Below are 18,994 nucleotides of genomic sequence, written 5' to 3'. Positions count from 1 at the left end.
TCCGCACTCTCACGGTGGTGGTCCCCGCCCCACGGGAATCACCATCGTGGCGTGCGACACCGCCACACGATCCCTCTCTCCGGGCCACACCTCGGTGTGCCTACCATCGTCACGTGCCGACCCTGTCGTTGCCAGAACGAATAACCCGACCCTCGGCCCGGTTGGTTCGCGCCTCGGCCGTCGCGGTGCTGGTCACCCAGATGATGATCGCGGTAACCGGCGCGGTCGTGCGCGTCACCGGCTCGGGGCTGGGCTGTCCGACGTGGCCGCAGTGCTTTCCCGGCAGCATGGTGCCGGTCTCACACGCCGACATCGCGCCGCTGCACCAAGCAGTCGAGTTCGGCAACCGACTGCTGACCTGGGTCGTCGCGGCCACGGCACTGATCTGCCTGCTACTGGCGTGGCGAGTGCGCCCGGCCCGCCCGAGGCTGCGGCTGCTGGCCGGACTGGTGCTGATCGGTGTTCCGGTGCAGGCCGTGATCGGCGGTATGACGGTGTTGCTGGATCTGCGCTGGTGGAGCGTCTCGCTGCACTTCATGGCATCGGCGGTACTGATCTGGATCTCCGGGCTGCTGGTCAAGGCAGCGGGCGAGGGCGACGAGAAGCCTTATCCGGTCGTCACCGGCAGGATGCGCGGGGTTCTGGTGGCGCTGACGGCGGTCGCCGCCGCGATGGTGTTCGCGGGCACGCTGGTCACAGCGGCGGGTCCGCACGCCGGTGACCCGAGTACCCCGCGGCTGCCGGTCTCCATTCCGCTACTGACCCAGCTGCACGGACTGCTGGTGATGGCCTACCTCTGTCTGCTGGCGGTGTTCGGGTTCTGGCTGCGCGGAACCTCGCCGACGCGGGGGCTGCTGCGTGCCTACGCCACCGCCTGCCTGGTGGTGCTCGCACAGGGGGTGCTCGGCTCGGTGCAGTACGTCACCGGCGTCCCCGAGGCTCTGGTGGTGCTACACGTGCTCGGAGCCACGGTCGTGATCGCCACGGTGTCCCTGCTGTGGGCGGAGTCCCGCCACCGGGGGCCGGCTCCCAACCGGCGACAGTCGCGCTCGGTCCACCTCGCGAGCGAACCGGTGAGTGGCTGAACGAGCCCGCTGTTCGCGGATCGACGGTCGCGGGGCCCGCGTGTCGCGGTTCGGCAGTGGAGCGGCGGAGTCCGGCGGATCAGCTCCGCCTGCGGGAGTCCCGTTCCCAGCGGCGCCACAATTCCGGGATCTCCTCGGACAGCCACTGGTAGAACTCGTGGACCGTCCGCAGTCTGCGGGCACGTTCCCCTTGGCCGCTGAACATGCGCAGCCCGGAGTCGATCAGGCTCTCCAGCTCGACCATGCGGTGCATCCGGGCGCTGACCAGCTCCGGCCACCGATGCTCCTCCACCCGGTACAGCGCGGCCTCTCGACCCTGCCGGGTGGTTTTGGAGACGATCCCCAGCCGCACCAGGAAGCGAACGTTGGTGCTGATCGAGCCGGTACTGGCACTGAGCGCGTGCGAGAGTTCCGCGGCGGTGCGCTCCGGCGGATCACAGATCAGCAGGAAGGCCAGGACTCGCCCGGCGATCAGCGGCATCCCTTCGGTGGACTCGAAGTAGGCCGCCATCTGCTCGATCCACTCCGACATGGCCGGACGGTCCGTGCGCTGGGTGTACTCGACCACTGGTGTGCTCGCTTCCGGATCCGGACCACGGAAGCACCGTGATCGGTTTCGTTCGACACTGAAACCATAAGTGGAACCGACACGGGAGGCAAGACAGCTCCCCAGCACGGTGGTTCACAACTACCCAGCTCGGCGGTTTCGCGCGAAATTCACGCGCCTCGGTGGCGGGCCCCCGACCGCTCCGGTGACACACCGGACGGAGAGCTCCGGACAGGCGGCACGACGGGAGTGTCAGGCGGCACGGCGCGCGAGCTCGGCGCGCACGGCCGAGGCGAAGCGCAGCGGAGCCGCCCGGTCGGCGAGCAGGAAATTGAGCCGCGGTTCGATCAGCTCCAGCTCCAGCAGCATGGGTGCGCCGTCCTCGCCACGCACCAGGTCCACGCGCGCGTAGAGCAATTCGGACCGCGCCACGCCCAACAGCTCTCCGGTCGCGTCGAGCACGTCCTCGGCGACCCGCCGCAGCGCGGGAGCGGGCTCGGTGGCGAACGGACCCTTGCCGAGCCCCACCGCACCGCTCGTGTCGTCGGCCGGGTCGAGCAGCGGCCCCTTGACGAAACCGTGCGAGTACACCCCGCCGAAGAAGACCAGCGCTGTCTCACCCTCCCGGTCGACCACGGGCTGGTAGGGCTGCACCAACGCCGAGCTGCCCTCGTCGTGCAACGAGCGCAGCTGCCGCAGGGCCTGTTCGCGCTGCTCGGGCAGGAACCGCGCCGCGCCGCGCGATCCGGCACCGACGGTGGGTTTGACGACGAACTCCCGCTCCGGCAGCTCGGGCTCCTCGTCGCCCGGTGCGCGATCACCGGGATCCACGACCCGGGTGGGAGTGACCGACACCCCGGCCTCGGCGAGCTCCGCCAGGTACCGCTTGTCGCTGTTCCAGCGCACCACCCGCGCCGGGTTCGCCAACGCCGGGACGGACTCGCACCACTCCACGAACTCCTTCAACCGCGAGGTGTAGTCCCAGGTGGTGCGCAGCACCACCAGATCGGCGGAGTCGAACGAGTCCGGCGAGGAGTCCCACACCGCCCAGCGGCTGTCGATCCCCAGTTCGCCGAGGGCGGCGGGCAACGCCCGCTCGTCCTCGTGGGAGTCGGGCATCTCGGCGTAGGTCGCCAGCAGCACACGAGGACGGCCGGCGCGATGCGGATCCGTGGTCACCTCGCGCGTGCCCCCGCCATCTTCCTGCGGTGGGCGGGTCCGATGGTCAACGCCGCCGCGGTCTCGGCGTCCCAGTCACCGCTGTCGAGGCCTTCCACGGCCTCGACGACCGCCTCCCCCGATGTCGGGTCGGGAACCAGCACGTCACCGAGCGCGCCGTCCGGGCCGATGAGAACTATCCGTGCCCCGCCCTTGCCGAGGTTCTCCACCACGGCACGGGCCGAACCACCGTGACGGGAGACGAACTCGGCGGCAGTGGCCACGGCACGTTTCGGGGGCCGCGTCGGCGCGGTCTCACCAGTCTGCTGCGTAGTCACGAGGCAGATCGTAACGGTAGCCCGACCGGTGACGGAGCGGCGCGTGAGCCACGCCACCAGGCGAGTGCTCGGGCATGCCCCGGGAGTCACCTTGAGCGGTATCGCACGGAGTTCTCGTGGCATGATCGAACACCACGGAACTGCCAGGCGAAACCACGGATCAGGAGGCCGGCACATGCGCGCTGTCCAGGTCACCGAGCACGGCGGCCCAGAAGTGCTGCACACCGTCGACGTGGCGGATCCCGAACCCGGCCCGGAGGAGCTGCTGGTCGGGATCGCCGCGAGCGGTGTGAACTTCATCGACACCTATCAGCGCGGTGGGATCTACCAGGTCTCGTTGCCGTTCACACCGGGTTCCGAGGGCGCCGGGACGGTGCTGTCCGTGGGTTCCGGTGTGCACGGATTCGAGATCGGCGACCGGGTGGCGTGGGCCATGGTTCCGGGCAGCTATGCCGAGCGCGCCGTGGTGCCCGCGAGCAAAGCGGTGGCACTGCCCACCACGCTCGGAGAGCGCACCGCCGCGGCCGCGATGCTGCAGGGACTGACCGCGCACTACCTCACCGCCTCCACGCACGCCGTCAAGCCGGGCACGGTCGCGCTGGTACACGCCGCGGCCGGTGGGATGGGCCTGCTGCTGACGCAGCTGATCACACTGCGCGGCGGCCACGTGATCGCCACGGTCTCCACGCCGGAGAAGGAACGGCTGGCGCGCGAGGCGGGAGCCGAGGACGTCATTCGCTACACCGAGCAGGACGTGACCTCGCGGGTACGGGAACTGACCGGCGGAGTCGGGGTGCACGTCGCCTACGACGGGGTGGGCAGGGACACCTTCGACGCGAGCCTGGCCTCGCTGCGTCCGCGCGGGACGCTGGCACTGTTCGGCGCCGCCAGTGGCCCGGTACCGCCCGTGGATCCGCAGCGACTCAACTCGGCGGGCTCGGTTTTTCTCACCAGGCCGACGTTGGCGCATCACATGCTGGACCGCGCGGAGCTCGACTGGCGGGTGGGTGAGCTGTTCGACCTGATCACACGCAACGAACTGCGGATCCGCATCGGGGGCAGTTATCCGCTGGCCGATGCGGCGGACGCCCACGAGGCGCTGGAAGGGCGCCGGACCACCGGGAAGGTCCTGTTGGAACCGTGATCGCGTTGCCGCCGGGGCGGGGCGGACCCGTCCCGGCGAACGCCGTCTCACTCGCGGGCAACGGTCCACCCGACGGAACCGGACGGAGCTCTCACGCGGTCACCGCGGGAACGGTGATCACGTCCCTGGCCAACGGCGCGAGCGCGAACAGGGTTCCGGTGAGCAGCGGCTCCGGCACGGAACTCTCCCGCAGCGCATCCGCGAGATACCCGATCACCAGGTCGTACTCCTCGTGATGGATCCCCTCCTCCGAGACCGTGCCCGACTCGGCGACCGCGCCGGAACCGCCGAGCGCGGCGGTGAACAACCGCACCTGGTGTTCCCGCAGCAGACTCAGATTCACCCGGTGGAAGTACCCGGCCAGCCGGGAATCGGCCAGCGCCTTCTCGTAGAACCGGAAGACGACTTCGCGTATGAGGGGCTCGCCGCCGAGCTGCTCGTGAATAGTGTTCATCACTGCCTCCGGAACTGGGAAATCGCGTCTCCCCTGAGTGAATCCTGCTCGCTTTTCCGGGACGTAATTGCCGCGTAAACACCGGGGGTAACTTCACGGCCCTGCCGACGAACACCGGCCGGCCCGACGCTCCACGCCACGCGCCTGGTGTCTTCGAGCCGAACGCGTCGGGAAAAACACGCCGGAAACCCGCTCGGAGTCGCCGCGCAACAGAAGCGCACCAGAATCCTCGCCGCGCCCGGATCGCTCCCCGGGAAAACGAAGCGTTGAGAGGAGCCGGATTGCCGCGACAGAGCAGCGACGCGAGCACGAGCACCCGAGCGGCCGACGAAACGCTGGAGGACTACACCCTGCGGTTCGCCCCGCGCGGGTATCGGCGATGGAGTCCTCCCGTGGTCGCGACCACGGCGCTCGGCGGCATCGCCTATCTCGCCGACTTCTCCATCGGAGCCGGTATCGGGCTCACGCACGGCACGAGCAACGCGCTACTGGCCATAACGGTGGCCGCACTGATCATATTCACCACCGGAGTGCCCATCTCCTACTACTGCGCGCGCTACAACATCGACCTCGACCTGGTCACTCGCGGATCGGGGTTCGGCTACTACGGCTCGGTGCTGACCAGCGTCATCTTCGGCAGTTTCACCTTCATCTTCTTCGCCACCGAGGGAGCGATCATGGCGCAGGGCCTGCGGGTGGGACTCGGGATCCCGCTGTGGCTGGGCTATCTGATCACCACGTTGCTAGTGGTCCCGCTGGTGGTTTACGGCATGTCGGCCCTGAGCAAGCTGCAGGTCTGGACGACGCCGGTGTGGTTGCTGCTGATGGTCGCGCCGATGGCCTATCTGGTGCTCAGCGATCCCGAATCCCTTGGTGAATGGCTGGCCTTCGCGGGGCGGGACGGATCGGGCGGGGTGAGCGTGGCCGCGGTGCTGCTCGGCGCCGGGGTGGCGCTGTCGCTGATGGCCCAGATCGGCGAGCAGGTGGACTACCTTCGCTTCATGCCGCCCAAAACCCGGGAGAACTCGCGGCGTTGGTGGATCTCGGTGATCGCGGCCGGACCGGGCTGGGTGGTGCTCGGCGCGCTCAAACAGGCAACCGGTGCTTTTCTGGCGTTCTTCGTCTTGGGGATGGCGGGCTCCGCCGCGACCGAACCGGTGGAGCAGTTCCTAGGGGTCTACGGCCTTTTCCTGCCCGGCTGGTTGGCAGTGGCCCTGGCCGTGGTGCTGGTCGTGGTCAGTCAAATCAAGATCAACGTCACCAACGCCTACTCCGGGTCGCTGACCTGGACCAACTCGATGGCCAGACTCACGCGCCGCTATCCGGGACGCAACGTGTTCGTGTTCGGCAACCTCGCCGTGGCGCTGGTGCTGAGGGAGGCGAACATGTTCGCGTTCCTGAACTCGGTGCTGAGCTTCTACGCCAACACCGCGATCGCCTGGGTGGTCACGGTCGCCTCGGACATCGTGCTGAACAAGTACCTGCTGCGTCTCTCACCGCGGGTGCCGGAATACCGCAGGGGAATGCTGCACCCGATCAACCCCGTCGGGGTTGTCTCGTTCTCGGCGGCCAGTGTGATCTCGATCGCGATGTACTTCGGAGCGTTGGGTCCCGTGCTGCAGCCCTACTCCCCGATCGCGGCCGTGCTGCTCGCGCTGGCACTGCCCCCGCTGGTCGCCAGCGTCACCAAGGGGAGGTTCTATCTGCGACGCACCGACGACGGGATCTCCGAACCCAGGTTCGACAGCACGGGCACGCCGGTGGCGACCTCGTATCGCTGCCACGTGTGCGAGCAGGACTTCGAACGACCCGACGTGCTGGCCTGCCCGAGGCACGAGGACGTCGTCTGCTCGCTGTGCGCCACCACGGACCGGACCGGAACGCATCTGCTGCCGCCGCAGTCGAGCGCGCCGTGCCGCGAACGGGACCGCGTGATCGCCGGGAGGTAAGCACTCGAACACGGTCGTCGTCGGGTTTCCGCCCGGCCGATTCTCATAATGCCGGGTGATCACCCGCGGCGGTTTGTCGTGCCTGGCCGCGGCGGGAGTCCGCGGGGGGTGCCGCCCCGGAAACGGCCACGAAAACCGGGGCGACGAGATCCTACTGAGAAACTGAATCGAAAGAGAGCCTGTGTAGGATCGTGCGGGAACTCCCACGCGATCACTACGTAGTTCTGGAGCACACGAATGCCGCTGGTCTCCGACGTGTTGGACACGCTTTCGTCGCTACCCGACGAGCTGCTCCTCGCCGTCGCGGGAGCCATGGCGTTCGTGGAGTCCGGACTGGGGATGGGGATGTTCATCCCCGGCGAGACCGGGGTGCTGATCGCGGGGGCCTCCGTGGACAACCGGGCACTGCTCGGGGTGATGCTGCTGGTCGTCACCGTGTGCGGCTCCGGGGGTGATCACGTGGGCTACCTGCTGGGCAGACGCTACGGGCCGGCGATGCGCTCCACCGCGATCGTGCGACGCATGGGCTTGGACCGCTGGGACCGTGCCACCGCCGCACTGGACCGGCACGGGGGCCTGGCGATCTTTCTGACCAGGCTGGTGCCGATAGTCAGGACCTTCACCCCCGCGGCGGCGGGAGTCTCGCAGCTGCGCTACAACCGCTTCCTGCTGGCCTCGTTGTCCGCGGCGGCACTGTGGTCGCTGGTCTACGTGAGTACGGGAGCGTTGGCCAGGGCCTCGCTGAAACGCGTGGGGGCGATACTCGGCAACGCCAGTTGGGTGGTCTTCGGCGTGCTGGCCGTCGGAATCGCGGGGTTCGTGCTCGTTCGGCGTGCTCGTGCGCGCAGCCAGCAGCGGGCAGCACCGGAGCACTGCTCCGAGGCCGAGTGAGCTCGTCCGAACCGGAACGCCGGGTGCGTCATTCCTCCGGTTCGGAAGCGTTCCCGGCAGCCCCGCCCCGCGCGGAACGCGAACCGGCGGGGTCCGGGCGGCGCATGGCGAACGCGCCGAGCGACATCGTCAGCGCCCCGAGCACCAGCACCAGCACCGCGAGGCCGACGCTTCCCATCAGGTCCGCGACGGTGTCGCGCACCCCCGCGATCAGCGCCACCAATCCGCCGACGAGCAGCACCAGGTCACGGCGCCACACGAATCCGGCCAGCAACAGGGCGGCCACGAGCAGGGCGAGGGCGTGGCCCCACCAGCTCTGTCCGACCGAGGAGACCCAGAAGGAACCGAGCAGCACGATGGTGACCCCGAGCGCCAGCGCGAAGGTCGGGGTGACCGTCACCCGACGCGCGGCCCACAGGCACCAGAGCGTGCCGAGCAGCAACAGCAGCAGTCCGGTCAATTCGCTCTGCCCGAACTCCGATGCCGGGGCACGCTCCGAGAGCACGTGGTCGAACCAGAATCCCGCGAACGAGTGCACCGTGGCGACGGCCGCCACGGCCAGCGCCGGCAGGCCGGGCGGGGCCGGCACCGCCAGCCAGCCGAGCAGCGCGAGTACCAGCCCGGTGACCATCGCGGGCAGCAGCACGAAGTCGGGCACCGCGACGCTGACCGCCGAAGCACCGGTGAGGGCGCAGAGCGCGAACAGCAGGGACGACAGTCGCCGCCGTGCTCCCGGCACCGTTTCCCGGGTGCGCGGGCCGGGCCGTCCGCCGAGCAGATACAGCCCGGTGGCGGCGAACAGCAGGCTCACCACGAGCAGGATCGCGACGCGTGTCGGCCGGGCCAGGGTGTCGTAGGTGAGTTCGGCCAGCAGGCCACCCCCGGCGAGCACCAGCGCGCCACCGAGGTAGCCCGCTGTTTCCCGCAGTATCCGGCGGGAGCCGGTGCGCGACTCGCTTTGCCGCAGCGCTTCGAGGGCTGCCTCGGCCTGCTCCGCGCTGAGCACCCCGTCGTCGACCAGCTCGTACAGCGCGGCGTGCCGTGTCCGGTTCGTCACTGTGCGTCTCCGGCTCGGGTTCTCGGTCCGGTCGGAACCACCCGAGCGGCGCATGCGCCCTCCCGACGGTTCCACCTGTGATCGGGTCATCATATTCACCGCGGCGTCGGCACCCGGTTCGTGGGAAACGAATCCGTGCTTTCAGCGGTTCCCCTCGAAGGCGGCAACCCCCATCGAAGTGATCACCGGAAGTGATGATCCGGACACGGAGAGCCCGTTTCGCGTCCTCATGCGAACGGGGGTGAGGCATCGAACGCATCCACGTGGCGGACGGGTCGCGACACCGGCCACACAACAGGATTACGCTGCACGTTGGACGAGGGATAACAGCGGAACGAATCGGTCAAGTTCGACCGGATTCACCGCGCGAGGGAAACTGGAGCCGCGAGGAGTGTCCGTCACAGACGACCTTGCCCGTTTGACCACCAAACGAGTTCCCGAGGACTGGACCGAGCTGGACCAACGCGCCGTGGACACGATCCGCGTGCTGGCCGCCGACGCGGTCGAGAAGTGCGGCAACGGCCACCCCGGTACCGCGATGAGCCTGGCCCCGGCCGTGTACGCGCTGTTCCAGCGGGTACTGCGCCACGACCCCAACGATGCGAGCTGGATCGGCCGGGACCGCTTCGTGCTCTCCGCCGGGCATTCGAGCCTGACGCTGTACCTGCAGCTCTACCTGTGCGGATACGGGATGGAGCTGGAAGACATCAAGGCGCTGCGCACCTGGGGCTCGGCCACGCCCGGGCACCCGGAGTACGGCCACACCACGGGTGTCGAGACCACCACCGGCCCGCTGGGCCAGGGACTGGCCAACGCGGTCGGCATGGCGATGGCCGCCCGGCGCGAGCGCGGTCTGTTCGACCCGGACTCCGAGCCGGGCGAGAGTGTTTTCGACCACCAGATCTACGCGCTGGCCTCCGACGGTGACATCGAGGAAGGTGTCACCTCCGAGGCGTCCTCCCTGGCCGGGACCCAGCGGCTGGGCAACCTCACGGTGATCTACGACGCCAACGAGATCTCTATCGAGGACGACACGCACATCGCCCTGTCGGAGGACACGGCCAAGCGCTACGAGGCCTACGGCTGGCACGTGGTCACCGTCGACGGCGGCGAGGACGTGCAGGGCTTCCTGGAGGCGGTGGAGGCCGCGCGCGCCGAGACGGACCGCCCGAGCCTGATCGTGCTGCGCACGGTCATCGGCTACCCGGCGCCGAACAAGATGAACAGCGGCAAGTCCCACGGCGCCGCACTGGGCGGTGAGGAGGTCGCCGAGGTCAAGAAGGCACTGGGCTTCGACCCGGACAAGTCCTTCGAGGTGGCCGACGAGGTGATCGCCCACACGCGCACGGTCGCCGAGCAGGGCAGGGCCGCGCACCAGAAGTGGCAGATCGCCTTCGACTCGTGGGCGGCGGAGAACCCGCAGCGCAAGGCGCTGCTCGATCGGCTGAGTGCCCGTGAGTTGCCCGCCGACTGGGCGGACGCGCTGCCCAGCTGGGAGCCGGACGCAAAGGGCATCGCCACCCGCAAGGCTTCCGCCGAGGTGCTGGCCTCGCTCAGGGACGTGCTGCCCGAGCTGTGGGGCGGTTCGGCCGACCTGGCCGAGAGCAACAACACCACCATGAAGGGTGCCGACTCGTTCGGCCCCGAGAGCATCTCCACGGAGATGTTCCAGGCACAGCCCTACGGCCGCACGCTGCACTTCGGCGTCCGGGAGCACGCCATGGGCTCGCTGCTCAACGGGATCGCGCTGCACGGCGGCACCCGGCCTTACGGCGGCACCTTCCTGATCTTCTCCGACTACATGCGGCCCGCGGTACGACTCGCGGCGCTGATGCGGGTTCCCACCATCTACGTCTGGACCCACGACTCGATCGGACTGGGCGAGGACGGGCCGACCCACCAGCCGGTGGAGCAGCTGGCGAGCCTGCGCGGGATCCCCGGGCTGTCGATGGTGCGCCCGGCCGACGCCAACGAGACCGCGGCCGCGTGGAAGAGCGTGCTGGAACGCCCCGAGGGACCGGCCGGGCTGGCGCTGACCCGCCAGGGCGTGCCGACGCTGGAGGGCACCGACAGCGAGGGTGTCGCGCGGGGTGGCTACGTGTTGGCCGATGCCTCCTCGGGTACACCAGAGCTGGTACTCATCGCCACCGGCTCCGAGGTGCAGCTGGCTGTGGAGGCCCGCGGGATCCTGGAGAGCGAGGGTGTCCCCACTCGCGTGGTCTCGATGCCGTGCGTCGAGTGGTTCGACGCGCAGGACGAGAGTTACCGGGAGCGGGTGCTGCCGTCCGCGGTGCGCGCGCGGGTCGCCGTCGAAGCGGGCATCGCACAACCGTGGTACCGCTTCACGGGTGACAGCGGCGAGATCGTCTCGCTGGAGCACTTCGGTGCTTCGGCCGACTACAAGACGTTGTTCGAGCAGTTCGGCATCACCACCGAAGCCGTGCTCGCCGCCGCCCGACGGAGCCTGAGCAGCGTGCGGTCGAACTGAGAACGGTCGCACCCGACCGAACCGCAACCGCTGCGAACGACGGAGGTAACTAGTGAGCGGCTACAACAATCTACAGGCACTCAGCGACGCAGGCGTGGCCATCTGGCTGGACGACCTGTCCAGGCAGCGGATCAACTCGGGCAACCTGGCCGAGCTGATCGCGAACAAGAACCTGGTGGGAGTCACCAGCAACCCCACGATCTTCGCGAGCGCGCTGTCCAACGCGGAGGACTACAGCGGCCAGGTACGCGAACTCGCCGACCGGGGTGCCGGGGTGGACGAGGCCGTCCGCGAGTTGATCACCAAGGACATCCGCGACGCGGCGGACGTCTTCCGCGAGGTGCACACCGCCACCGGTGGTGAGGACGGCCGCATCTCGCTCGAGGTGGATCCTCGACTGGCCCACGACACCGAGGCCACGGTCAAGGAGGCCCAGGAACTGGCCAAGGCGGTGGACCGCCCCAACCTGTTCGTCAAGATCCCGGCCACGGTGGAGGGACTGCCGGCGATCACGCGCACGCTGGCGGAGGGCATCAGCGTCAACGTCACGCTGATCTTCTCGGTGCAGCGCTACCGCGAGGTCATGGACGCCTTCATCACCGGGCTGGAGCGGGCCAGGGAGAACGGCCACGACATCAGCCGGATCTTCTCGGTCGCCTCGTTCTTCGTCTCCCGCGTGGACTCGGAGATCGACAAGCGACTGAAGCAGCTCGACGCCCCCGAGCACCTGTACGGCAAGGCGGCCATCGCCAACGCCCGGCTGGCCTACGCGGCCTACGAGGAGGTCTTCGCCGAGCAGCGCTGGCAGTCCCTCGAGCAGGCGGGAGCACACCGGCAGCGGCCGCTGTGGGCCTCGACCGGGGTCAAGGAACCCGCCTACTCCGACACCCGCTACGTCGACGAGCTGGTGGCGCCGCACACGGTCAACACCATGCCCGAGTCCACTCTGGAAGCGGTCGCCGATCACGGCAACATCCTGGGCGACACGGTAAGCGGCACCGCCGGGGTGTCGCAGCAGGTGTTCGACTCGCTGTCCGAGATCGGCATCGACGTCGACGACGTCTACACCGTGCTGGAGCGGGAAGGCGTGGAGAAGTTCGAGAAGTCCTGGGACGAGTTGCTGCGGACGGTTTCGCAGCTGCTCGAACAGACTCGGTAACGGTGCCTCACCCGTGTGGGGACCACTCCCCGCACGGGTGAAAACCGCGCGAACGCAGGCGGCCGCCCGGTCGGATCGAGGAATCCTGACGAGTGGGTGTTCGGCACGGATGACCGGCCGGAACACGGCGGTGGTACCGGGAAGTCCATCCCGTGCACCGCCCTCGCTCGTGAAAGGGCCTCACGAACCGGCGGTCGCCTGTAAACGTGTGCACCATCCGTCTCGTCGTGTGTTGACGAGTGAACGCGAAGGAACCATATGACGACTGAAACCTCAGCCGAGATCACCGATCCTTCGCTGGCACGGGAGGCCGAGCCCCTGGTCCAGCGGCTGGTCAACGACCGTGCCGCGAGCAGACTCGCCGCGCAGGATCCGACGCTGTGGGGTCCGGAAGCCGAGTCGGAGGCATCGATCCGGCTGTCGTGGACCACTCTGCACGAAACCTCGCGCGGCCTGGTCGCCGAGATCGACGCGCTCCGCGCCGAGCTCCACGAGGAGGGGCTGACCCGGGTCGTGCTGGCGGGCATGGGCGGCTCCTCGCTGGCCCCGGAGGTGATCACGTCCACGGCTGGCACCGCGCTGGTCGTGCTGGACACCACCGATCCGGCCCAGGTGCGGGACGCTCTGGAGGGCGAGCTGGAGCGCACCGTGGTGGTGGTCTCCTCCAAGTCCGGCACCACGGTGGAGACCGAGAGCCACCGACGCATCTTCGAGCGGGCGTTCTCCGAGGAGGGCATCGATCCCGCGCGGCGCATGATCGTGGTCACCGACCCGGAGTCCCCGCTGCAGACCACGGCGGAGGAGTCCGGCTACCGCAAGGTGTTCACCGCCGACCCGAACGTCGGCGGACGCTACTCGGCGCTGAGCGCCTTCGGTCTGGTGCCCGCCGGACTGGCCGGTGCCGACATCGCGGGCCTGCTGGACGACGCCGAGGCGGTCTTCCCGTCCGTGCGTGCCGACGAGGAGTCGAACCCCGCCATCCGGCTGGCCGCCGCGCTGGCGGCCGCCCACCAGTCGGGGGCGGAGAAGGTGGTACTCGCCGACAGCGGATCCGGGATAGTGGGCTTCGCCGACTGGGTCGAACAGCTGATCGCCGAATCCACCGGCAAATCCGGGGTCGGGCTGCTGCCCGTGCCGGTGGAGAACGTGGAAGCGCCCGGTTTCGCCACGGCGGGCGGCGACGCCACGCCGGTGGCGATCGGCCCCGCGGCGGGTGCCGCCGCGGTGGGCACGCACGGCTCGCTGGGTGGCCTGATGCTGCTGTGGGAGTTCACCACGGCACTGGCGGGCAGGCTGCTCGACATCAACCCGTTCGACCAGCCCGACGTCGAGGCCGCCAAAAAGGCGGCACGCGGCCTGTTGGACGGCCCGGCGGGAGGCCCCGTGGCCACCCCGGCCGCCGTGGACGGGGCCATCGAGATCCACGCGGCCGGTGAGTGGCTCTCCCCCGGTGTCGGCACCGTGGCCGAGACGCTGCGGGCGCTGCTCAACGCCGCCCCGACATCCGGTTACATCGCCGTGCAGGCCTACCTGGACCGGATCGACGACGCCTCGATCAGCGTGCTGCGTCCCGAGCTGGCTCGCCGCAGCGGTCTGCAGACGACTTTCGGCTGGGGTCCCCGCTTCCTGCACTCCACCGGCCAGTACCACAAGGGCGGTCACCAGAACGGGGTGTTTTTGCAGTTGACCGGCGCGGTCGGTGAGGACATGGAGGTTCCGGGACGCCCGTACACCCTCTCGGGGCTGCAACGTGCCCAGGCCCTCGGGGACGGTCAGGTTCTCGCGCAGCAGAACCGGCCGGTGCTCCGACTGCACCTCACGGACCGGACCACCGGACTGGTGGAGCTGGTCAAGGCGGTGCAGGATCTGCGTACGGCGGGCTGAGGCGCGAGCGGCAGGAAAGGAAAACACGTGAGCTCCCCCGAGCACAATCCACTGCGCGATCCGCGTGACAAGCGGTTGCCGCGCATCGCGGGCCCGGCAGGCCTGACGATCTTCGGCGTCACCGGGGATCTGTCCCGCAAGAAGCTGATGCCCGCCATCTACGACCTGGCCAACCGGGGGCTGTTGCCGCCGGGATTCGCCCTGACGGGAGTGGCCAGGCGCGACTGGGAGAACCAGGACTTCGGCGAGGTGGTCTACGAGGCGGTCAAGGAGAACGCGCGCACGCCGTTCCACCAGGCCGTCTGGGACCGACTGGCCGAGGGGATCCGGTTCGTCCCCGGCAGTTTCGACGATCCGAACACCTTCGACCGGCTCACCAGGACGGTCAAACAGCTCGACGCGGAGCGCGGCACCGGTGGCAACCACGCGTTCTACCTCTCGGTTCCGCCCTCCATGTTCCCGACGGTGTTGACCCACCTGTCCAACTCGGGACTCGCCGAGCAGACCGAGGACCAGTGGCGCCGGGTGGTCATCGAGAAGCCCTTCGGGCACGACCTGGAGAGCGCCCAGGAGCTCAACCGAATCGTCAACGAGGTCTTCCCCGAGGACTCGGTGTTCCGCATCGACCACTACCTCGGCAAGGAGACGGTGCAGAACATCCTGGCGCTGCGGTTCGCCAACCAGCTGTTCGAGCCGTTGTGGAACGCCCACTACGTCGACCACGTGCAGATCACCATGTCCGAGGACATCGGGCTCGGCGGTCGTGCGGGCTACTACGACGGAATCGGCGCGGCCCGCGACGTGATCCAGAACCACCTGCTGCAGCTGCTGGCGCTGACGGCGATGGAGGAACCGCTGTCCTTCGCGCCGGGCGACCTGCGCGCCGAGAAGAGCAAGGTGCTCTCGGCGACCAAACCGGTCGGCCCGTTCGCCGACACCACCGCCCGGGGGCAGTACACCGGCGGATGGCAGGGCGGCCAGCAGGTTCCCGGGCTGCATGAGGAGGGCGGTTTCGCCTCGGACTCCAAGACGGAGACCTTCGCGGCGATCACGCTGGAGATCGAGAACCGCCGCTGGGCCGGTGTGCCGTTCTACCTGCGCACGGGCAAGCGCCTCGGCAGGCGGGTCACCGAGATCGCCGTGGTGTTCAAGCGGGCGCCGCACCAGCCCTTCGACGACACCATGACCGAGGAGCTCGGCCAGAACGCCCTGGTGATCCGGGTGCAGCCGGACGAGGGCATCACGATGCGGTTCGGCGCGAAGGTTCCCGGCACCTCGATGGAGGTGCGGGACGTGACGATGGACTTCGGCTACGGCCACGCCTTCACCGAATCCTCCCCGGAGGCCTACGAACGGCTGTTGCTGGACGTGCTGCTCGGTGAGCCCTCGCTGTTCCCGGTGAACGAGGAAGTGGAGAAGTCCTGGCAGATCCTGGACCCGATCCTGGACTACTGGGCCGAACACGGATATCCGGAGAAGTACAAGGCAGGAAGCTGGGGGCCACCGTCGGCGGAGTCGATGCTGGCCCGCACTGGACGCGTATGGAGGCGGCCGTGATCGTCGATCTGCCCTCCACCACCACTTCGCAGGTCAACAAGAAAATGGTCGAGCTGCGCGAGTCCGGTGGTGCCGTCGCACTCGGCAGAGTGCTGACGCTGGTAATCGTCACCGGGGACGGGACCGAGACCGAAGAGGCGATCCAGGCGGCCAACGAGGCCAGCCGGGAGCACCCGGCGCGGGTGATCGTGGTCGCCAAGGGCGCCCGGCAGGCCGCGGCCCGGCTGGACGCCCAGATCCGCATCGGCGGCGACGCCGGGGCCTCGGAGGTGGTGGTGCTGCGGCTGTACGGCCCGCTGGCCGAGGAGGGAGCGGGCTCCGTCGTGCCGCTGCTGCTGCCGGACGCCCCCGTGGTGGTGTGGTGGCCCAACGACGCCCCCGAGTTCCCGGGCCAGGACCCGATCGGGGAACTCGCGCACCGGCGGATCACCGACGCCGCCGCCGAACCGGACCCGATCGAGGCGCTGCGCACCAGGGTCCGCTCCTACGTGGACGGCGACACCGATCTGGCGTGGACCAGGCTCACCTCGTGGCGTGCCCTGCTGGCCGCCTCGCTGGACCTGCCGCCGTTCGAACCGATCGAGGGAGCGGTCGTCAGCGGCGAGTCCGACTCGCCCTCCACGGATCTGCTGGCGGGCTGGTTGGCGGCCAGCCTCGGCATCCCGGTGCGCCGAGAGGTCCACCGGGGTCCGGGCATCGTCTCGGCGGTGCTGGAACGCTCGAGCGGGAACGTGGAGGTGGTTCGCCCCGACGGCAAGGTCGGCTACCTCACCCAACCCGGCCAGCAGGACCGCAGGGTGACGTTGAACCGCAGGGCGGTACGGGACTGCCTGGCCGAGGAGCTGCGCAGACTCGGCCCGGACGAGATCTACGAGAACACGTTACGCGGCCTCTCGGACGTGGTGCGGGGCGAGAGCTCCGAGAACGAGGAACAGGCGGAACCGGTCTCGGCGGGACAACAGTGATGAGCGACAACGAGATGATCGTGCACCCGGACGCGGATGTGCTCGCGGAGGCGACGGCCGCCAGGCTGCTCACCAGCATCGTGGACGCCCAGGCGGCCCGCGGTGTCGCCTCGGTGGTGCTGACCGGCGGGCGCACCGGGATAGGCGTGCTGGAACGGGTGCGGAACTCGACCGCCCGCTCGGCCGTGGACTGGTCGACGGTGAACCTGTTCTGGGGGGACGAGCGGTTCCTGCCCGACGGCGACGGGGAGCGCAACGAGACCCAGGCGCGCGATGCACTGCTGGATCACGTGCCGCTCGACCCGCGGCGCGTGCATCCGATGGCCCCGTCCGACGGCCGCTTCGGCGCGGACGTCGAATCGGCGGCGAACCACTACGCCGAGATGCTGCGCACCCTGGCGGGCACGGAGTCGGAGACGGGAGTCCCCAGGTTCGACGTGCTGCTGCTGGGCGTCGGGGAGGAGGGGCACACCGCCTCGCTGTTCCCCGACACGCCCTACGTACGTGAACGCGAGCGCAACGCGGTGGCGGTTCGGGACTGTCCGAAACCACCGCCGACGCGGATCTCGCTGACCCTGCCCGCGATCGAGGCGGCCTCCGAGGTGTGGCTGATGACCACGGGAGCGGGCAAGGCCGAGGCGGTGTCCCGGGCACTCACCGGGGCCGATCCGGTCGACATCCCCGCCGCGGGTGCCCGGGGGCGGGACCGGACACTGTGGCTGCTGGACCGCGAAGCGGCCCGGGAATCCCCCCTCGGCGACTGAGAACGCGTGCCGAGAGCTCGGCCCGCACGGGCTCGCCCGTGGCTTTCGAGCACGCGTCGCCGCCCCGGTACCGCCGGGGCGGCGAACCGCCGGGAACCGACCTAGCACCATCGGCGTCGAATCACGCCCCCCGTTCGGTGAGCCCGTAGAGCGTTCCCTCCGGATCGGCGAACTGCGCCCAGCGGGTTCTGCCCTCGGGGTCCCACGGCGCCGCGCGGGGTTCGACCGGGAACCGCACTCCCCTGGCCGTCAACTCGTCGAAGGTGGCGTCGAGGTCGTCGCAGTCGAACCAGACGTGGCTGAGCTCGCCCAGCCGCTGCAACACGAGATCACGCACCCGCGGATCCCCTTCGGCGAGCACCAGGTAGGTCTCGGCACTCGGCACGCTCACCTCTATCCAGCGCTGGCCGTCCCCGTAGGAGGCGTCGGTCCGGACCTCGAACCCCAGTTTCCGGGTACAGAAATCGAGCACGGTCTGCTGGTCGCTCACGTAGAGCACCACGAACTTGGGATTTGTGATCATCGAGCACCTCGCGTCCACCGGCGATGTCGAGGACCCCGAATCACGGGACCGGATTCGATCGGACATCGACTTCCGAACGGCAGTGAGACGGATCCCTCGCATCACGGTACGAGTTTTCCCCGGGATCACCAGTCGGTGCGGGCCGCCGCAGCGAGCGCTCCGATGTCGGAGCTCCGGAACTACGGTTCCCGCCGCCCGCCCACCGCCGAGGACCGAACCGCGGCCACCCGATCAGTCCAGCCGGGTCCGGCTGACCACCACCCCGTCTTGATCGCTGAGCAGGTACTCGCCGGGCACGAAGTCGATCCCGCCGAACTCGACGACGACGTCGGACTCACCGGCGCCGGCCTTGGAGCTCTTGCGCGGGTTCGTTCCCAACGCCTTGACCCCGAACTCCATCCCGTCGATCACGGCGGAGTCCCGGATCGCGCCGTTGACGACGAGTCCGTTCCAACCGTTGGAGCGCCCCAGTTCGGCGATCAGGTCACCGACCAGCGCGGTGTGCACCGAACCCGCCCCGTCGATCACCAGCACCCCGCCCTCACCGGGATCCGAGAGAATCCTCTTGAGCAGCGCGTTGTCCTGGAAACACCGCACTGTGCGGATCGGGCCGGAGAACACCTCGCGGTTGCCGAAGCTTCGCAGCTGCAGGTCGCAGCTGCGGACCTCGTCGCCGTCGCGGTCGGCCAGGTCAGCAGTAGTAATCATTTCCACTCCTTTCGTTGGTATAGCTGCACCACCTCGGCTGCCGAGGTGGTGCCGTGGCGGAACCTCTCGCACGGCTCTCGCTGCGGGAGGCCCGACATCGAGTAGCCACCTACGCCACGTCGGGCCTTCCTCGCGAGAGCCGCACGGGAGAACCCGCGGTCGGTACTGCTGCGAAGGTGGTAGGAGTTCGGCCTGCTTCGGTGGCCCGGCGATTTCGCTTCGCTTCAACCGGTGAATGCAACACGTGGCTTGACCTGGGGTTAGGGCGCATAGGCTGGCCGTCCATCGGGCAGTCACGACCTGCCCGGCAACGAGCCCGATCA

17 protein-coding genes are annotated in these 18,994 nt (G+C 69.1%); 10 read left to right on the top strand and 7 right to left on the bottom strand.

Annotated features, from left to right (window positions below; genetic code table 11):
- Positions 1-128 precede the first annotated feature (128 nt).
- Positions 129-1,085, top strand: coding sequence for a COX15/CtaA family protein (locus BLR41_RS09625; RefSeq protein WP_218120041.1), 957 nt, complete (start codon positions 129-131; stop codon positions 1,083-1,085).
- A gap of 79 nt (positions 1,086-1,164) precedes the next feature.
- On the opposite strand, the gene BLR41_RS09620 is transcribed toward BLR41_RS09625, so the two are convergent.
- The 3 genes from BLR41_RS09620 to BLR41_RS09610 all read right to left on the bottom strand — a co-directional run bounded on the left by BLR41_RS09620 (position 1,165) and on the right by BLR41_RS09610 (position 3,128).
- The gene (locus BLR41_RS09620; RefSeq protein ID WP_092627691.1) at positions 1,165-1,653 is read right to left on the bottom strand and encodes a GbsR/MarR family transcriptional regulator; all 489 of its coding nucleotides are present in this window, start codon (positions 1,651-1,653) and stop codon (positions 1,165-1,167) included.
- A gap of 231 nt (positions 1,654-1,884) precedes the next feature.
- Positions 1,885-2,811, bottom strand: coding sequence for an ATP-grasp domain-containing protein (locus BLR41_RS09615; RefSeq protein WP_245694030.1), 927 nt, complete (start codon positions 2,809-2,811; stop codon positions 1,885-1,887).
- Positions 2,808-3,128, bottom strand: a complete 321-nt coding sequence (locus BLR41_RS09610; protein WP_092627895.1) for a hypothetical protein — start codon at positions 3,126-3,128, stop codon at positions 2,808-2,810. Before BLR41_RS09610 ends, BLR41_RS09615 begins: the two co-directional genes overlap by 4 nt.
- A gap of 175 nt (positions 3,129-3,303) precedes the next feature.
- On the opposite strand from BLR41_RS09610, the gene BLR41_RS09605 reads away from it, so the two are divergent.
- Complete coding sequence (locus BLR41_RS09605) at positions 3,304-4,272, top strand: quinone oxidoreductase family protein (protein ID WP_092627690.1); 969 nt, start codon at positions 3,304-3,306, stop codon at positions 4,270-4,272.
- Positions 4,273-4,363: 91 nt separating this feature from the next.
- On the opposite strand, the gene BLR41_RS09600 is transcribed toward BLR41_RS09605, so the two are convergent.
- Positions 4,364-4,726, bottom strand: coding sequence for a group I truncated hemoglobin (locus BLR41_RS09600; RefSeq protein ID WP_092627689.1), 363 nt, complete (start codon positions 4,724-4,726; stop codon positions 4,364-4,366).
- Positions 4,727-5,007: 281 nt separating this feature from the next.
- Here BLR41_RS09600 and BLR41_RS09595 point away from each other — a divergent pair, with 281 nt between their 5' ends.
- Both BLR41_RS09595 and BLR41_RS09590 read left to right on the top strand, forming a co-directional pair.
- A complete protein-coding gene (locus BLR41_RS09595) occupies positions 5,008-6,675 on the top strand; it encodes a purine-cytosine permease family protein (protein WP_092627688.1) in 1,668 nt (555 codons plus the stop codon).
- 237 nt (positions 6,676-6,912) lie between these two features.
- A complete protein-coding gene (locus tag BLR41_RS09590) occupies positions 6,913-7,566 on the top strand; it encodes a DedA family protein (RefSeq protein ID WP_092627687.1) in 654 nt (217 codons plus the stop codon).
- 28 nt (positions 7,567-7,594) lie between these two features.
- Here BLR41_RS09590 and BLR41_RS09585 read toward each other — a convergent pair whose 3' ends face one another.
- Positions 7,595-8,623, bottom strand: a complete 1,029-nt coding sequence (locus BLR41_RS09585) for a DUF2157 domain-containing protein (protein ID WP_176797912.1) — start codon at positions 8,621-8,623, stop codon at positions 7,595-7,597.
- Between the two features lie 418 nt (positions 8,624-9,041).
- Here BLR41_RS09585 and tkt point away from each other — a divergent pair, with 418 nt between their 5' ends.
- The 6 genes from tkt (at position 9,042) to pgl (ending at position 17,440) form a co-directional block, all read left to right on the top strand.
- Entirely contained in the window at positions 9,042-11,111 is a 2,070-nt protein-coding gene (gene tkt / locus BLR41_RS09580; protein WP_092627685.1) for a transketolase, read from the top strand.
- A gap of 52 nt (positions 11,112-11,163) precedes the next feature.
- Complete coding sequence (gene tal / locus BLR41_RS09575; protein WP_092627684.1) at positions 11,164-12,270, top strand: transaldolase; 1,107 nt, start codon at positions 11,164-11,166, stop codon at positions 12,268-12,270.
- A 258-nt stretch (positions 12,271-12,528) separates the two neighbouring features.
- Entirely contained in the window at positions 12,529-14,154 is a 1,626-nt protein-coding gene (locus BLR41_RS09570; protein WP_092627683.1) for a hypothetical protein, read from the top strand.
- 27 nt (positions 14,155-14,181) lie between these two features.
- Positions 14,182-15,711, top strand: coding sequence for a glucose-6-phosphate dehydrogenase (gene zwf / locus BLR41_RS09565; protein WP_092627682.1), 1,530 nt, complete (start codon positions 14,182-14,184; stop codon positions 15,709-15,711).
- The gene (opcA, locus tag BLR41_RS09560) at positions 15,708-16,676 is read left to right on the top strand and encodes a glucose-6-phosphate dehydrogenase assembly protein OpcA (RefSeq protein ID WP_092627894.1); all 969 of its coding nucleotides are present in this window, start codon (positions 15,708-15,710) and stop codon (positions 16,674-16,676) included. The genes zwf and opcA overlap by 4 nt, the downstream gene beginning before the upstream one ends.
- Positions 16,676-17,440, top strand: coding sequence for a 6-phosphogluconolactonase (gene pgl, locus BLR41_RS09555; protein ID WP_092627681.1), 765 nt, complete (start codon positions 16,676-16,678; stop codon positions 17,438-17,440). The genes opcA and pgl overlap by 1 nt, the downstream gene beginning before the upstream one ends.
- 121 nt (positions 17,441-17,561) lie before the next feature.
- On the opposite strand, the gene BLR41_RS09550 is transcribed toward pgl, so the two are convergent.
- Positions 17,562-17,963, bottom strand: a complete 402-nt coding sequence (locus BLR41_RS09550; RefSeq protein WP_176797911.1) for a VOC family protein — start codon at positions 17,961-17,963, stop codon at positions 17,562-17,564.
- Between the two features lie 231 nt (positions 17,964-18,194).
- On the bottom strand, positions 18,195-18,671 hold the full coding sequence (gene rraA, locus BLR41_RS09545; protein ID WP_092627679.1) for a ribonuclease E activity regulator RraA: 477 nt from the start codon (positions 18,669-18,671) through the stop codon (positions 18,195-18,197).
- Between the last annotated feature and the right edge of the window lie 323 nt (positions 18,672-18,994).

This window comes from Actinopolyspora mzabensis, assembly GCF_900101095.1.
Classification (GTDB): Bacteria; Actinomycetota; Actinomycetes; order Mycobacteriales; family Pseudonocardiaceae; genus Actinopolyspora; species Actinopolyspora mzabensis.
Note: the sequence above shows the minus strand (reverse complement) of the source record. Positions and strands in the feature narration are given on the sequence as shown.

Coding starts and splice junctions, on each gene's coding strand:
- BLR41_RS09600 (WP_092627689.1), bottom strand. CDS start 4,726: ATGAACACTATTCACGAGCAGCTCGGCGGCGAGCCCCTCATACGCGAA.
- BLR41_RS09590 (WP_092627687.1), top strand. CDS start 6,913: ATGCCGCTGGTCTCCGACGTGTTGGACACGCTTTCGTCGCTACCCGAC.
- BLR41_RS09605 (WP_092627690.1), top strand. CDS start 3,304: ATGCGCGCTGTCCAGGTCACCGAGCACGGCGGCCCAGAAGTGCTGCAC.
- BLR41_RS09570 (WP_092627683.1), top strand. CDS start 12,529: ATGACGACTGAAACCTCAGCCGAGATCACCGATCCTTCGCTGGCACGG.
- BLR41_RS09550 (WP_176797911.1), bottom strand. CDS start 17,963: ATGATCACAAATCCCAAGTTCGTGGTGCTCTACGTGAGCGACCAGCAG.
- rraA (WP_092627679.1), bottom strand. CDS start 18,671: ATGATTACTACTGCTGACCTGGCCGACCGCGACGGCGACGAGGTCCGC.
- pgl (WP_092627681.1), top strand. CDS start 16,676: ATGAGCGACAACGAGATGATCGTGCACCCGGACGCGGATGTGCTCGCG.